Genomic DNA, 15,001 nt, shown 5'->3' on the forward strand with positions numbered 1-15,001 from the left:
AGTGGGTTTCCTAGTTTGCCGACTCACATTATCTACAACACACTCATGAATGTATTAGCAGCAGTAAGAAGTCTAGCTGGCATCGATATGGCAATACTCGGATCGTTTTTCGTTCTGGCGCTTGGTATCGGTGTTTTTGTATCTAGACAAGCAGGCAAGTCCTCGGGGGAGTTCTTCCTCTCAGGCAAGAGTATGCCGTGGTGGTTACTTGGTTTTTCGATGGTAGCGACTACTTTCTCTACCGACACTCCTAACTTTGTGACTAACATTGTTCGTGTGAACGGGGTCTGGTCTAACTGGATGTGGTGGGCCTTTGTTTTGACTGGGATGCTGACAGTTTTCCTTTATGCGAAGCTCTGGCGTCGCAGTAATGTGATGACGGATGTTGAGTACTATGAAATGCGGTATTCTGGTAAGGAAGCTGCCTTTTTGAGGGGGTTTCGAGCATTATATTTGGGTGTGATTTTCAATATCACAGTGATGGCAGGTGTGTCATTGGCAGCCATCAAGATTGGTGGAGTTATGTTGGGGTGGTCTCCGCTCCAATCAGTGGCTCTCGCTATGACAGTCACCGTAGTATTCTCTTCGATGGGAGGTTTCAAGGGGGTGATCTTAACTGATTTCTGTCTCTTCATCATGGCGATGGTAGGGGCATTTGCAGCAGCTTATTTTGCCATTCACAATCCAGACATGGAGAAGGCAGGAGTTCAGAGTGTAGGAGATCTCTTCAGCCATGAAGCTGTGAGAGACAAGCTCAGTTTAGTGCCTCAATCTTTTGATATGAGCAATGCGGATGTACGCAATGCTGTTATGGGTCTCTTCATTTTGCCGTTGGCAGTGCAGTGGTGGGCAGCATGGTATCCTGGTGCAGAGCCAGGTGGTGGCGGTTATTTGGCCCAGCGTATGCTTGCTGCTAAAAATGAGAAGCATGCTGTTGGCGCGACATTATTCTTCCAGGTTGCTCATTACGCAGCTCGTCCATGGCCATGGATCATTGTGGCACTAGCCTCTATGGTCGTATTCCCCATGGGGACGATCAAGGAGCGTGAGGCTGCAGCAGATCAATTAGCCTCGCCGGAGGTTGTTGCTATTGTTGAGCAAATCCAAACTAACCCAGAGGCTGTGTCTGAGGAGGATAAGGCTTTGGTAGAGGATCTCACTTTCACCTCTAAGGGTTTGGCATCACTTCGTGCGGGCTTCGATGAAAAGACTGTGCCGAATGACAAGTTGGACCACGACTTAGCCTATTCTGCGATGCTCAATTACCTACCAGCTGGTTGGTTTGGTTTGGTGCTAACCTCTTTGATTGCAGCCTATATGTCGACGATTTCGACGCACTTGAACTGGGGTTCATCCTACGTAGTGAATGATTTCTGGAAGCGTTTCATCAACAAGGACGCATCAGAGAAGGAACTGGTACGAGTCGGTCGTGTATCGACAGTGGTGATGATGCTTTTGACTGCATTATTTGCGCTACAACTACAGAGTGCGTTGCAGGTATTTGGTATCATTATCAACATTGGTGCGGGAACAGGCTTATTGTTCATCCTCCGATGGTTCTGGTGGAGAATCAACGCTTGGAGTGAGATCACAGCGATGATTGTTTCATTTGTATGTGCGGTTACCATTGAGATTGGTAAGGCTCAAGCTGGCTGGCAATTTGAGGGGTGGGAGGCAACACTCTGGATTGTTGGAATCACAACTCCAGCATGGATCATTGTTACTTTGGCAACTAAGCCGACTGAAACTTCAGTATTACGCAGTTTTGTAGCTAGAGTGAATCCAGGTGGATTAGGCTGGCGCAAAGTGATTCGTGAAGCTGAGGAGGCAGGTGAGCCAATTCAAGCTGACCATGAGCCAGTGAAGATTGGGCTTGGTATCATCAACATGATCTTAGGCTGTATTCTCGTATACGGAGTCCTATTAGGGGTAGGTATGGTACTTTATGGACAAAGTGGAGCTGGATACACAACGATTGCTGTTGGTGTTCTTGCTGGACTGGGGATTGTAGGTACTTGGAAGAAATCCATGACCTAAACTTCAGGTAAGTATTTAAGCGAAAGCCCTGAGCTGCAGATGCGGCTCAGGGCTTTTTTTGTTTTAGGGATGTGAGTGGGATGTTTTAGCTGAGTGGGTGGGATTTGAAGGATTGAATGAAGTTGGAGAAGTAGTGGTGTCCTGCTTCGAGGTCGGAGATTTTGATGTATTCGTCTTTGGTATGAGCTTGGTTGATCGAGCCTGGGCCGAGGCAGATTGAGGGGATGCCAGCATTGGAGAGGTGGGCAGCATCTGAAAACCAGGGGGCTCCAACGAGTTTAGATTGAGGGTTGGCTTTGAGGAGTTGTTGGATGATTGGGTCATGAGTGGCTGTTTCCATGGGAGGGTTTTCATGGGCTGAGACCACTTCTAGAGGGAGGTTTTGTTCCTTGATGAAATCTCGGACGAGAGCCTCGGCACCACCTTCTGCGTAGAGTGAAGGGGTGGAGCGGATGTCAATTTCGGCTTCGGCATAATCTGGGACAATATTTGGGCGAGTTCCGCCTTTGATGGTGCCGACATTGAATGATGAATGCCCGAGAACTGAGTGGGTGAAAGTAGCGAGTCGATTAGTGAGTTTGCGGTTCATATGGTCAAGTGAGCGGGCGAGGCTCATGATAGCATTTGATCCACGTTCTGGTTGTGAAGCATGCGCTGCTAGACCACTGGCTGCGAGTGTCATCCACAGTGAACCTTTTGTGGTGTAGACGATGTCCAAGGAAGTGGGTTCACCGGCGATTCCGAAGATGTATTCTTCGGCGTGCCATTCTGCGAAGTGTTTGGAGCCGTGCTGCGATGACTCTTCGGCCATGAAGGAGACGAAATCGATGGCAATTGGGAGTTCTGCTAGTAGATCTTTATTTTCGATGAGTGCGGAAAGCATGGCAGCCATGGGGCCTTTAGTATCGGAGGCACCACGGCCTAGCACGCATCCATCTTTGATTTCGCCACAGAAAGGATCGAAGATCATTCCACTGACGCCAACTGTATCGCTGTGGGGGCCGAGAAAGATTCTCGGTCGATCGTTGGGGCCAGGGCAGCGAGCAATGAGGTTGGGTCTACCCGGGAAAACTTCTTCGAGTGTGACGTCGAAGCCGTGTGAGCTGAGTAAGTCTGCGAGGAATTCCGAAATGGCATTTTCGCCGACTTTGTCGGTGCCAGGATCGTTATCAGGATTGACGCTCGGGATGCGAATTAGAGATTGGAGGAGCTCGACGGTATTCATTCTGCTAGAGCTATAGTAATAATTGGGAGTGGCATCAAGAGTGTGGGCTATAAATTCTCGATAATGGGTGAGCTTTTGGGTTTACCAAATGTGAGACTGTGGCAGTTTAGTGCAAGTATGAGAGAGTCCAAAGAAACACTACTCAATGAGGGGCGCAAGAGGTCGGGAGGAGTTCCATGGCTGAGAGCTTCCTTTTTTTTGCTCGTACTGTTTGCTGTAGTTGTGCCGTTTACTGATGTTCCTCTGAAACTGAAAGATTATGCTAAGGAATTGATTCTAGCGAAACGGGAAGCGGATCGTATGGCATATGTACCAGAGGAGCCCGTAGTCAAGGAGGTTATTTATGTCGAAGAGGAGCCTCAAGAGGCAGGGCCAGAGGCTGAAGAGCTAAGGCAAGAAGAAGAGGTGGACTCTGTTGTGGAAGAGGGGGATCCGATCATGTTAGATAAAGCCTATGTTCCGAAAGAACATTTTGTAGGGACAAAGGGTGATATGGTTCGTATGTCGAAAGGTTTTTATTTTGATTATGCCTTTGAAACTCAAAAGGGTGGGCTTGCATCGGAGGAGAGAAAGCAAAAAGAGAGCTATGTTGCGGAGTATCGTCTGAAAGTAAAGATGCCACAGGCGTCCACCAGTATGAATGAGCTTGAGGGGGTGAATGGGAAGTTAGGGCATATCTTGCCCGGGTTGGAAAGCTTGTTAGATGGTGCGAAGGTATCTGATTTTTACTACACTCTCTATGAGAATAAAGTGAAGCGGCTTGAGCGTGAAGTCTTGAAGCTCAACGAGCTTTCAACCAAGCATAACTTTTACGATTGTGAGACGATATTAAATTTAACGCATGAGGAGACTGGGCGAAAGATGTTATTTTTGCAGGGGGATATGGATGTGGTATCTGACGGGTCTGATGGTGATCGCTTAGCTGAGATGCCAGATAAGATTGTAAACTCGACTTACTATCAGCCATTTACGAGTTACGGATGGAAGAAGACGACGAAGACGCCTAATCCAATGTTAGCTGGATGGAAGAAGCGGATTGGTAATGCGAAGCGCGAGATTGCTGACAAGAAGACGAGTGCAGATAGGAGGGCTTGGCTTAAGTCACGGCTTAAAATGTTAGAAAGAGGTGTTGAGGACATGAAATCTAGGAGTTATCTAATTGCTGAGTATGATCCATTTATCGTGATGCCGGTGAATGTGATAACGAACCGCAGTGATGCTCATGCTGCGCGTGTGGGGGATTATGCTGTAGTGATATTTGAGGATAAAGTATACCCAGCCATTGTTGGGGATGGTGGTCCGACCTTCAAAGTAGGTGAAGGCTCACTACGTTTAGCAAAGGAAATTAATGAGCGGGCGAGTTCTTATAGCCGTCCAGTGTCAGATGTAACGGTGAGTTATTTGGTATTTAGTAATTCAAGAGACACACCAGCTTCCGCACCAGACTATGCCAAGTGGCATGCACGCTGCAGTGAGTTGTTAGAGGAAATTGGAGGTTTAGGAGACGGCTATGCATTGCACGAGTGGGAAGATTTATTAGCGAGTAAAGATGTGGAGCAATCATCTGAGGAGGGGCAGGGTGATGCAGCAAAGGAGACTGAGGAGGAGCAAAGTAGTGATGAGGGCGAAACCTCAAGTAATTCTTGATTAGGAGATGAGAAAAAAATGCCTACTATGGTTTCGGAAGGATCTCCGTCTTACTGACCATCCAGCGCTGGCAAAGGCCATTGAGGAGGGGTATGAGATTCTGCCTGTCTTTCTTTACGAAGAAGGAGGTGATTGGCCAGTAGGTGGTGCCAGCAAGTGGTGGCTTCATTACGCCCTTGAGAGTTTATCAAGCTCAGTGAGTGATGCAGGAGGGAGGTTGTTGATGAAAGAGGGAGGTGGGGATGTTCGATCCAGCCTTGAAGAGATTATTGAGGAACACGGTATAGATCTTGTTTATTGGTGTCGGTGTTATGAGCCTGAAGCGATTGAGCGCGACACTGTATTGAAGCGAGAGCTGAGGGATTTGGGGTGTGAAGTGAAGAGCTTTGAAGGGAACGTCTTAAATGAACCATTTAGTATTGAGAGTAAATCTGGTGGGCCGTACAAGGTTTTCACTCCTTACTGGAAAATGTGCCGGACTCATGAGGTGCGAAGTCTATACGAGTATGATTTGAGCAAGGTTCGGTGGGTTATGGCAGAGGGAGGCGATGCGTTAGAAGATTTTGATTTACTGCCAAGAATTGATTGGGACCGAGAGTTTTACGCAATTTGGGATGCTCGTCGAGAGGTGGGCGAGCGTATTCTATCTGATCTCGCTGGGGGAAAAGCAATGGCGTACGGAGAGCAACGGGATCTCATGGGAGTGGAGGGGACATCGAGGCTGGGTCCCTATCTGGCGTGGGGGCAGCTGAGTCCACAAGAGGTTTGGCACCGGATAGTGGCCGAGAATGCCTCAGAAGAGGTCCATAGTGGCTACTTACGCCAGCTGTACTGGAGAGATTTTAGTTATCATCTAATGTATCATTTTCCTCATACCGTTTCTTCTCCCTTACGTGAGGAATGGAAGCTTTTTGCATGGAAGGGGGATGGCGAGGTTGTGCAAGCCTGGCAGGAGGGGAGAACGGGGATACCTATCATCGATGCGGCCATGCGTCAGCTTTGGCAGACTGGCTGGATGCACAATCGAGCCCGTATGTTGGTAGCTTGTTTTTTAGTAAAACATTTACAGCAGGATTGGATGTATGGGGCCCGATGGTTTTGGGATACCCTTGTGGATGCTGACCTAGCAAATAATACCATGGGCTGGCAATGGAGTGCAGGATGCGGTGCTGACGCTGCACCGTATTTTCGTGTCTTTAATCCAATCACTCAAGCTGAGAAGTTCGATAGTCACGGGGACTACGTGAGGCGCTATGTTCCAGAGCTAGCGAAGTTGCCGATGAAATATCTCAATCGACCGTGGGAGGCTCCGGCTGATGTGTTAGAAAATGCTGGAGTAGAGTTAGGCAAGACATACCCAGAACCTATCATCGATGTTGCTGTTGGCAGGCAAGTGGCTTTAGATGCGTACCAGCGATTTAAAGAAGCGTGTGCAGGGGAGCGATAGCTTGAGGGGGACTTAGAGCCATTCTCAGTCCTAATCCCATAAATCGCGAAGTGGTATTACCACTGAATTTCCTTACGCATTTTATTGAACTCTCGGTTATAAACGTTGAGCTCGAGTTTTTTAAAGGCACTGAGTTGGAAGCTATGCTTACCAATGGCTTCGTTGCTACCATGAATGGCTTTTTCATCGATGGATTCGACATTGATGGTGATCCAGCCACCGTCGCGGTAGTATGCTTTGATGTCGCCGGAGAGCGAGCGTGGGTGGTTCTCTTGAGCCATTGGGAGGTTGAGGTCTCGAATTTTGGCGAGTGGGACTTTGAGTGGTGTGTGTATGGTTTCGATATTGAGGATCCCGTCTTCGATGGCACCAATCTTACCGATAATGGCATCCCCATTGGCGAGCATGAGTTTTTGGCCTTCACCCTTGAGGTCTCTGAAGGCGTCTTCATCTTTTTGTGTCGGGAGGGCTCCAGTCCATTTTTCGAGGCGCATTTCTGAGAGTCTTAAGCGGTGGTCGTTATCTTTACGCAGGTAGAGGCCGGTTCCTAGCTTATCTGGAGTGGGAGTGTGATCAGTGAAGGTGTTGATGCGTTTGCCGTTGACGTAGATATCAAACTTACCTTTGTCTTTGTCCATGTAGAGGTCGTACTTCGCTTTTTCTGTTGGATAATCGACATTTCTATTTTGGTTGCGATCAAGATGGGGTGAGCTTTGTCCTTTGATGCGCTTGGACATGGTGATGTAATTTGATTGGATCCTAAGTTCATAATAGTTGTTAGGAGTGCTCGATTCAACGGTGTCGGTGAACAAAAGGAGAGTGAGACCGATATTGGTTTGCCAATCGATCTCAAAGCTCATGTGGCCTTGATTGGGCAGGTTTACATCACGTGATAGCGACCCACGAGCGTTGCCACCGATCAATGCGTTATCGGAATATTTCCAGGCTTCTCTGGAGCCGTGTTGTGTCCATTCATCGAGTGAGTTAGGACCGGTGTAGAGCCCTGATCCAGTAGAGTGGATAGAGATTTGGTTGATGAGGCTTCGGTCGATATTGAGTTCTCCGGCGTATGAGGTATTGAGGGTGACGGAATCGTCTGAGATTTGAATGAGTTGGCCTTTGAGTACGCCATATTCGCCTTCGTACCCATATCTGTCCTCTAACTTAACCTCAGCGAGGTGATCGGGGAGGGCAGGGCTAGAGGGCGAATCAGATTCTTGTTGGAACAATTCGACATTCAGAATGGATGAGGTCTTGAGTGGGGCAGCAGAGTTGGAGAATTTCTTACTTTTGAAGAGCATGATGTCGTCATTCAAGCCAATGACGTTCCCTGAAATGATATCCCCATCCGCAAAGTGGACGCGCGCGGAGGTTTCTGCATAGGCTGGTAGTATGAGGCTTGTGCAGAGGGTGAAGATGGAAGCTAGGCGGATGCTAATCATGTGAGTGTTGGATCGTGCGGAGTTGTTTTAATGACTGAGGCTTCAGAGTTAGGGTGCCTAAAATGGGGTGGACGGCTTGCACTTTGTCATTGGAGAAGGTCAGTTGGGAGACTGAGAGGGTTCCTCCACCTTGAAGGCTTAGGGTGTAGCTGGCGGGTGATTCTAACAACGAAAACAATTGGTTAGAGAAGTGAATGGATTGCAATTGTTCGGTGGGGACAGGGAAAGGAGTGGGGTCATAGGCATTACTGAAGTTAATGGCATCTGATTTTGGTTTTTTGCTCAGTATGTTACCTGAGTATCGATCGCCGGAGGAAGTGACGATAAGGTCGTGGTCGAGCTCTTTACGTGGTCTGTCTCTATCGTCATGTGGGGCTCCATTCCATTTGGAGACTTCGAGGTGGGACAGCATCAACGACTCGTTGGCGTTTTGCAGGTTGGACTCAATATTTACAAATGAACCGCTAGGGATGTTGAATGATGGGTCGAAATAGGAGTTAATTTTTTCGCCATCCAGGAGGAGCTCGATGGAGCGGAGTTGTCTGTTGACGCGGATACCTATGGAGAGGTGGTTGTGTTCGCGATCACGCAGTTTGATAGGGTATTCACCGAGTGTGGCGCGAGCTTGAGTGCTGCTGGCGCGCACCAACAAGAGGTTGTTAGAATTAAATTCTAGGAAGTAAGAATCTTGTACTTTGCTGAGTTCGGCAGCATCCGCACAGAAGGTGATACGGAAACGTGGGCGTTCAGATTGCCAATGGACTTGGCAATCGAGAATAAAGTTTTGTGGGGTATCAAAATTTTTAGAGATTTCGCCTTTGCCGTTACAGAGGATTTGTTTGGGTAATACTTTCCAATTGTGATTCCAGTCCCAGGAATCTGAGGCATCAGGGCCGGAGTAGATTTTTGGTAGGGCTTTAAAGAGGATGGATTGGATGGCATTTTTGGGGACTTGGATGTCCCCGCTGAACCAAGTGGTGATGGCTACTGAGTCCTGATCCATGGAATCGAAAGTGCACGGCAAGGTATCTCCGTTGAGGAGTTCTAGTTGTTCATCACGGTCTTTGAGAGGTGCGACTGGGGAGTCAAAATCGATGGATTCTATCGTGGGTGAAACGACGATGAGAGGGGCTGAAGAATGTGGTGACTGGACGTGAGCATTACCTTCGGAGTCAATTTTAAGAAGCTTGCCGCTGATGCGGTCATCGTCCGTTAGATGAACGCGTGATTCAGCCTGCAGACTCGCGCAATTTAGTGCAAGGAGGCAGCTGGTTGATATTTTGTATATGGAGTGTGGGAGATTCACTACTATTTGAGTTTTGTGTTCCACTGGTCTAACAATGATGACTGAGCATCATAGGTAATGGCAGTGAGGTAGTTAAAGTTGAGTTTAAGCTCTCCGAGGATTGGGTGGGACAGGTGGATGGAGTCTGAGTTTGTGTTAGTTGGGGTAGCCGTAATTTTACCTGAAGTTCCCATGTGGAACTGGGCAGAGTTTTTTGGGTTAGGCGTGCTATCGTTGAGTGTGTTGAGGTTAAAGTTGAGTGATTGGAGGTCTTGACGTGGGATATTGAGCTTTGTGTAGTTGCCGTCGAGAGTGAGTTGCTCGGCGTCGAGCTGGATGATGGATCCAGAGAATCGGTCGGTGCCATTATTGATCATGACGACATCATGTTCATTGGATTCGAGGCTTAGTGGAGATTCCATGACTCCATTCCAGGGGGCGATTGTGAAATCAGAGATCCGTGTGAGGTACATATCTCCTCCACTGAGGCTATTGAAGCCGATGGCGCTACCGTTAGGGATCGGAGCCATATCTTTGAGTGACCAGATATGCATGAGTTGTCCATTGCGGAAGCTTGCAATGGATTGTTTATGGGTATCGACTCTTAGTTCGATGATTGAGCTTAGTGAGTTAGACTGAGACCTGTAGCTTGAGCGACCATTTACGGGTTTGAGATAGGTGTAACTTGATTCACCGTCATCTGAGACATTGTACATGGAGAGTGAGGTGGATCCGGAGCTCAGTCTCAACGCAAAGCAGGAACCAAATTGGGAGGTGATACGGTCGGCTGAACTTCTTCTGGAATTGCCTTCTTTGTCGTCGAGAACGGGCTTCTTGAAGTCGGCGCCGAAGATCAGAGAGACATTTGTGGCTCGGGCTGATTCCAATTTGAACAGCACACGATAGGAGGAGGGAAGTTTGACATCATTGAGTATAAGTGAGCCTTGTTGGCCACGATTGTACCAGCTGAAGTTAGCGAATTCCCAGTTGCTGACGGTAGAGTCTGCTTGTTCCTCAATGGCAGCGTCATTGGTATCGGGAGGGGTAACGACGCGCCATTCATCGGCTTGGAATGGTCCTTGGTAGAGGATTTGTTGGCCAAGAGGGTTGAGGTCACACGAGCGGATTTGATTCCGAGGGATGGTGAGTTCGCCTAAGTAGTCGGCATGGATGGCTACAGCTTCGGAGTCGATGGATACTATTGAGCAGGGAAGGATGTCTCCGTTAGCAAGTGTGATAGAGCTGGTGTGGGTGAAGGGTTTACGAGGTAGCCCTTTTTGGAAGATGATTTTGCGGAGTGCGTCAGTTTTAAAATCGATCGGGTTATCGGATTCGGGTGATTCCCATTGGATGGTATGGTTATCTTTGAAGCCAAGGAAAGTTCCGTGCAGGGTATCGTTATTTTTGAAGTTGATAATATCTTCGTTCGCAGGAGCGAGGTGGCAAGCGAGCGAGAGGGAGAGGAGGCTGAGTGCTTGAACTTTCATTTTTCGTAGATGGGTAGGTAGCGGTAATTGAGAGCTAGGGAGAGCAGGGCACTGGCTGTGCTGTATGAAGGGCCGCGGTTACCGAGCCATGCGCCACTTTGCTGTTGGGTGGCGGCCATGAGGCGGATGTTCTGAGCATTCCAGAGTTTCCACGTTTCTTCGTCAGCCTGAAAGAGGGCTTGTGACATATAGTACTCGAAGTAGTAGGTGTAGTGGGTGTCTCTGTATTCGAGATTTTTTTTGAGGTAGTCTAGTGAGCTTTGGAAGCCTTTGGCGTCTTTTTGTTTGGCGAGGGAATAACAAAGTGAGCCGATGGCAGTGAGTGTGACCTTGCCGCCACCACGTGATGTGTAGCCGTATGCTCCGGCTGTGTCGCGACAGGAGGCCATGTATTTTAGGGCGCGTTCGATGGCGGCATCTGGGACTGCGACACCAGCATTTCTTGCGGCGAGTAGAGCGACGATTTGGCAGCCTGAAATCGTAGTGTCGGCATCTTTACTGTCTGGACTGTAGCGCCAAGCGCCCTTTGGGTTGCGCTTTTGTGCTGAGAGAATCAAATCGACTGCTTTTTCGAGCGCTTTTTCAATTCTTGGGTCATCGACGACGCCGTAGGCTTCGGCCAGAGCGAGGGTGGCGAAGCCGTGGTTGTACATGCTCGTACCGATGTAGCCGTTGTCGGCGCGTTGGGATTTGATGAGGTAATCGATGGTGCGCTGGATATTTTTAGCGTAGGGACCGTGGTTGGGGTCTTCGCCGTGGGCGAGGAATGCGAGGGTGGCGAGGCCAACGACACCTGGGTAGCTGCCAGAATTATCTTCCCACGAGCCATTTGCAGCTTGTGAGCTGGCGAGGTACTTCAGCCCGCGCGTGTACATGGTTTCGACCTTTGCTGGGATGGGGTCCTCTTGGCGTCGCTCGATACTTTGAGCGGGAGCGAGAGAGGTAAGGCTGAGACCGGTGAGGGCAATGGCGATGAAGCGCTTCATGAGATTATTGTGAATCGAGTCCGCGGTTGTAGGCGTCGAGGGCTTTTTGGAATTCTTTGGGTAGGGTAGTTCCGGCGCTACCAGATTTTTTAGGGAGTTTACGGGTGCTGGTCATGCCATCGCTTTTTTCGGTAGTGCGTTGGTTTGCGGAATCTGAGTCAGCTTCTTGTCCTTCTCCTGCAGAGGAACCTGGTTGCTGGCCTTCTTGTCCTTCTTGGCCAGATTGAGCTTCTTGGCCCTGTCCCATCATTTGTTTCATCATCTCCATTAGGGCTGATGATTGTTGTTGGCCTTTACTGGAAGACGACTGTTGTTTCTGGTTTGCAGCGGCTGCAATTTTTTCGATGACCTCTGTTTCTACAGCGATAGTTGCAGCTGAAGTGTCTTTTTCTTCGAGGCGGTCTGTGGCTTCGGCCATTAGCTCTTCAGCTTCAGAGAGGAACTGGATTACTTTGCCATTGGTTTCCCCTTGAATGAGTTCTTGGACATCAGCGGAGAGTTCATCTTGTTCGCGGGCAATTTTTTCAGCACCTTTTGCGTGATTTTCGATGATTTGCTCTGGGGTTTCTTGGGCGTTTTTACCATGTTCGCGCTTATACATGCGCTGGAATTCAGACTCAGCGTAGCATGTGGAGATAGAGAGAGCAGAAAGATAGATGAGGAATCTCATTGGTAAATGTTGGGTTCAGGTGCTGGGGGGGTAGGTGCTGGCTGCGACTGTGATTTGTCGAGAAGGCGGCGTTTTTGTTCGAGTGAACGGTTAGTGCCTCGGATGTTTTGTTGTTTTTGGACGAGTTCTAGCACCTTGATCATGAACTCGATATCACGGTCTTCAGAGTTGGATCCGCCACCACCGCCGCCGCCACCGCCGCCTTGTTGTTTGGCGTTTGCGTCTTGGAGTTCGCTGGCCCAATTTCTAAGAATTTCGGCATGATTTTTGGCTTGGTTGAGGCTGATGTTATTGTGGTTTTGTTCGATGTTATGGAGTAAGCGTTCCATGTCGGCATCGATGTTTGAATCCGCCATTTTATCGAGTAAGTCTTTGTGTTCTTGTTGTTGAGTGCGTGAGAAGAAATGCCCGAGATCTTCTTGGATCCAGCGGAGGTCGGAGCTGGTTTGCTCTTGCATGGCATAGAAATTAATGAGCGAGCGTTGCTCACGTGGGTCGACGTCATCAAACTCACCTCCGACCACCTCTTTGGTTGTGATTTCAATAATGGAGTTGGCGAGTTCTTCTTGGTCGGAGGCTGCTTTTCGGAGTCGGTTGACGAAGGTTCCTGCTTCGAGCTGCTTATTCGCTTCGTTGGCCTTAGCGATGGTTTCTTCCATTTGTTTTAGGAGCTCACTTTGTTTTTCAACTGCCTCTTGGACGTCTTGCTTACTGCGCTCGGGGGTGTTCTCTGGACTTTGTGCGTCGTTGAGTTTCTTTGAAATGTCTGGCATTTGTTGTTCCGCCATTTGCTTCATTTCGAGTGCGGACTCGGCGAGTTTTTTCATGGTGGAGGGATCGATCTCACCATTCTTGCTCGCTTCCTTGAAGATATCTTGCATTTCCTTGGCGAGCTCATCCATCGCGTCAGCATTTTCGTTTTCGCGCTGGGCTTGGTCTGCGAGCTTTTCGCGATTTTCTTGATTTTGAAGTTCTTGACCGTCTTTTCTTTCGAGGCGTCTATTTTCGTCGAGGGCGTCTTGTTCAGCACGCATGAGGTCTTCGAGTTTATTGATAGCCGACTGGGTTTTTTGTTCGATGAGCTCACGGTGTTCTTCTTTGGTGAGGACGTAGACGGTGATGGGGGCGGAATAGGATCGCTTGTGGTCTTTATGGTAGTCTTGGGCCCAGGCACGCATGATGAGTTTCTGCGGTCGGATATCATATGCCTTGAAAGCGAAGATCATAGGTTCAGAGGCGTTTCGAAGGGTGGGAGACCCTTGGATGAGGTCGAGAGAGCCACGCGCTGGAGTGTGTGGTGAAGGTTTAGTGAAGGAACCGACCCATTCGAGACCGGCTAGTTTGATGCCGAAGTCGTCGTCGGCGATGACGTCGAATTCGATGGCCCCGTCAGCTAGGACGTAGACTTCATTGGCGATATTTTGGAGGTAGGCAGATGGTGGGGAGTCAACCTGTTTCTCAATGCTGAGTTGTGTGGGGACGAGGTTGTTGAGAGTGAAGGCGTCCGTCCAATTGAGTTCAAGTTGGGTCTTGTCCTGTTCGATAGTGAGTGGGGAAAGAGAGAAGGTGGAGCCTTGGACTTGGTGGGCAATTCGGGATTTGGCATTCTTGCTAGGGTCGAGGAGAGAAGCTTGGGCATGTTGGAGCTCGCGATTAGCGCGTGCGATGATGGTGACTTCACTGCCTTCAACGATTGTGGCTTGGCCCGAGGTGATATCGATGCGTTCATCATCTTTTTGGAGGTAGTCAGGATAGCTGACCTTGGCGGTGATTTCCTCGAGGGTGGGGCGCATGATGGGAGTGACCTCGAGAGTGACGAAGGCATCACCCACTCTGAGTTCGACTTCTTGTTTTTTGAGAATTTGAGGGAAATCGAAGTTGTATGACCTTTGGTTGAGCGAGCTGAAGGTCCAGGGTTTGACTCCTTCACGTGCTTTTGCTTGTGCGGGAGTGTTTGAGTCTTCGGTTAATTTTAACTCGACGGTGAAGGGTTCACCATGGGCTACATGGTAGGGTTGTGGGAGGTTTGAGAAATCAATCTTCGTTTCGGTGTAGCGTTCGATTTCAGCCAATGGCATCAGCCAGCGTTGCATGGCATTGTAGGAGGCTTTTGGGGTGAGCGTGTAGGCAAGCAGAATAAGTCCAGCGATGGCAAGGACGGCGAGGCTCCACTTTTTGTGCCAAGATTTGGGGAGGGCGTTGTGAAGGTCGCGATCTTTGACCTCAGAAGCCACTTCTTGCATGGCAGCCTCTCGGAGTCGGGGCGAGAGTGAGGTGTCATTGGCGTCTTGGTTTTCGAGTTCTACGACACCCAGCAGACGATCACCGAGGCGCGGGTATTGCTTAGCGATGAGGTGGGCGAGTTCGCTTTCACGACGGTGTTTAAAGACCCAGCGGTTGATCCAGAGGGGGGCAAAGATAGCTGATAGGGATACTCCGAGAGCTAGTATCAGGAGGCGAAGCCAGCCAGGTGTTGGGAAGAGTCTGTCACAGGCGTAGACGAGGATGTAGGAAAGCAAGAGTCCGAAGAGGCCGGCTAGGACAGCCTCGAGAACTTTGATGCGCCATACGCGTCCACGAAATTGTCTCAGCTGCTTACGGAGTGAGTCAGGTAAAGCTTGTGAATGGGTTTTCTTCTGGTCTGGCATTGTAAAGAGCTTTGCTAGCAGTATACACGATTTTGAGGGTGTGAATAGATTAACACCACCAAATAGTGTACGAAGCTCTATAGTCGTGGCTTATCGTAAAAATCCAAGGAATAGTTTCCGTGTTGGC

Annotated in this window: 10 protein-coding genes; 3 read left to right on the plus strand and 7 right to left on the minus strand. The window is 49.2% G+C overall.

The features are described from left to right. Positions 1-45: 45 nt before the first annotated feature. On the plus strand, positions 46-2,037 hold the full coding sequence (locus tag ACFSW8_RS17365; RefSeq protein ID WP_377091524.1) for a sodium:solute symporter family protein: 1,992 nt from the start codon (positions 46-48) through the stop codon (positions 2,035-2,037). Between the two features lie 85 nt (positions 2,038-2,122). Here ACFSW8_RS17365 and ACFSW8_RS17370 read toward each other — a convergent pair whose 3' ends face one another. Continuing rightward, positions 2,123-3,262 (minus strand): M20 family metallopeptidase, encoded by a 1,140-nt coding sequence (locus ACFSW8_RS17370; protein ID WP_377089806.1) that lies wholly within the window; start codon positions 3,260-3,262, stop codon positions 2,123-2,125. Positions 3,263-3,379: 117 nt separating this feature from the next. Between ACFSW8_RS17370 and ACFSW8_RS17375 the strand changes: the two genes are divergently transcribed. Together ACFSW8_RS17375 and ACFSW8_RS17380 are read left to right on the plus strand one after the other, a co-directional pair. Continuing rightward, on the plus strand, positions 3,380-4,909 hold the full coding sequence (locus ACFSW8_RS17375) for a glycoside hydrolase family 75 protein (protein WP_377178887.1): 1,530 nt from the start codon (positions 3,380-3,382) through the stop codon (positions 4,907-4,909). A 7-nt stretch (positions 4,910-4,916) separates the two neighbouring features. Continuing rightward, positions 4,917-6,356 carry a cryptochrome/photolyase family protein gene (locus tag ACFSW8_RS17380; protein WP_377089808.1) on the plus strand — a complete coding sequence of 480 codons (1,440 nt, stop codon included), beginning with the start codon at positions 4,917-4,919 and terminating at the stop codon, positions 6,354-6,356. 56 nt (positions 6,357-6,412) lie between these two features. Here the strand turns inward: ACFSW8_RS17380 and ACFSW8_RS17385 are convergent, their stop codons facing one another. The 6 genes from ACFSW8_RS17385 to ACFSW8_RS17410 are packed head-to-tail and all read right to left on the minus strand — an operon-like array spanning position 6,413 to position 14,874. Continuing rightward, entirely contained in the window at positions 6,413-7,798 is a 1,386-nt protein-coding gene (locus ACFSW8_RS17385; protein ID WP_377089809.1) for a hypothetical protein, read from the minus strand. Continuing rightward, positions 7,791-9,104, minus strand: coding sequence for a hypothetical protein (locus ACFSW8_RS17390; protein ID WP_377178889.1), 1,314 nt, complete (start codon positions 9,102-9,104; stop codon positions 7,791-7,793). The genes ACFSW8_RS17385 and ACFSW8_RS17390 overlap by 8 nt, the downstream gene beginning before the upstream one ends. A 2-nt stretch (positions 9,105-9,106) precedes the next feature. Next, complete coding sequence (locus ACFSW8_RS17395) at positions 9,107-10,570, minus strand: hypothetical protein (RefSeq protein WP_377089811.1); 1,464 nt, start codon at positions 10,568-10,570, stop codon at positions 9,107-9,109. Further along, positions 10,567-11,556 (minus strand): prenyltransferase/squalene oxidase repeat-containing protein, encoded by a 990-nt coding sequence (locus ACFSW8_RS17400; RefSeq protein WP_377089812.1) that lies wholly within the window; start codon positions 11,554-11,556, stop codon positions 10,567-10,569. The genes ACFSW8_RS17395 and ACFSW8_RS17400 overlap by 4 nt, the downstream gene beginning before the upstream one ends. 4 nt (positions 11,557-11,560) lie before the next feature. Then, complete coding sequence (locus ACFSW8_RS17405; RefSeq protein ID WP_377089813.1) at positions 11,561-12,226, minus strand: hypothetical protein; 666 nt, start codon at positions 12,224-12,226, stop codon at positions 11,561-11,563. Next, a complete protein-coding gene (locus tag ACFSW8_RS17410; protein WP_377089814.1) occupies positions 12,223-14,874 on the minus strand; it encodes a GtrA domain-containing protein in 2,652 nt (883 codons plus the stop codon). Before ACFSW8_RS17410 ends, ACFSW8_RS17405 begins: the two co-directional genes overlap by 4 nt. Positions 14,875-15,001 lie beyond the last annotated feature (127 nt).

The organism is Rubritalea tangerina (assembly GCF_042683245.1).
In the GTDB taxonomy this organism is placed as follows: Bacteria; Verrucomicrobiota; Verrucomicrobiia; order Verrucomicrobiales; family Akkermansiaceae; genus Rubritalea; species Rubritalea tangerina.

What these genes read in the sequence shown, in the direction of transcription:
- ACFSW8_RS17365 (WP_377091524.1), top strand. Translation starts at nt 46, where the DNA reads ATGAATGTATTAGCAGCAGTAAGAAGTCTAGCTGGCATCGATATGGCA.
- ACFSW8_RS17370 (WP_377089806.1), bottom strand. Translation starts at nt 3,262, where the DNA reads ATGAATACCGTCGAGCTCCTCCAATCTCTAATTCGCATCCCGAGCGTC.
- ACFSW8_RS17375 (WP_377178887.1), top strand. Translation starts at nt 3,380, where the DNA reads ATGAGAGAGTCCAAAGAAACACTACTCAATGAGGGGCGCAAGAGGTCG.
- ACFSW8_RS17380 (WP_377089808.1), top strand. Translation starts at nt 4,917, where the DNA reads ATGAGAAAAAAATGCCTACTATGGTTTCGGAAGGATCTCCGTCTTACT.
- ACFSW8_RS17385 (WP_377089809.1), bottom strand. Translation starts at nt 7,798, where the DNA reads ATGATTAGCATCCGCCTAGCTTCCATCTTCACCCTCTGCACAAGCCTC.
- ACFSW8_RS17395 (WP_377089811.1), bottom strand. Translation starts at nt 10,570, where the DNA reads ATGAAAGTTCAAGCACTCAGCCTCCTCTCCCTCTCGCTCGCTTGCCAC.
- ACFSW8_RS17400 (WP_377089812.1), bottom strand. Translation starts at nt 11,556, where the DNA reads ATGAAGCGCTTCATCGCCATTGCCCTCACCGGTCTCAGCCTTACCTCT.
- ACFSW8_RS17405 (WP_377089813.1), bottom strand. Translation starts at nt 12,226, where the DNA reads ATGAGATTCCTCATCTATCTTTCTGCTCTCTCTATCTCCACATGCTAC.
- ACFSW8_RS17410 (WP_377089814.1), bottom strand. Translation starts at nt 14,874, where the DNA reads ATGCCAGACCAGAAGAAAACCCATTCACAAGCTTTACCTGACTCACTC.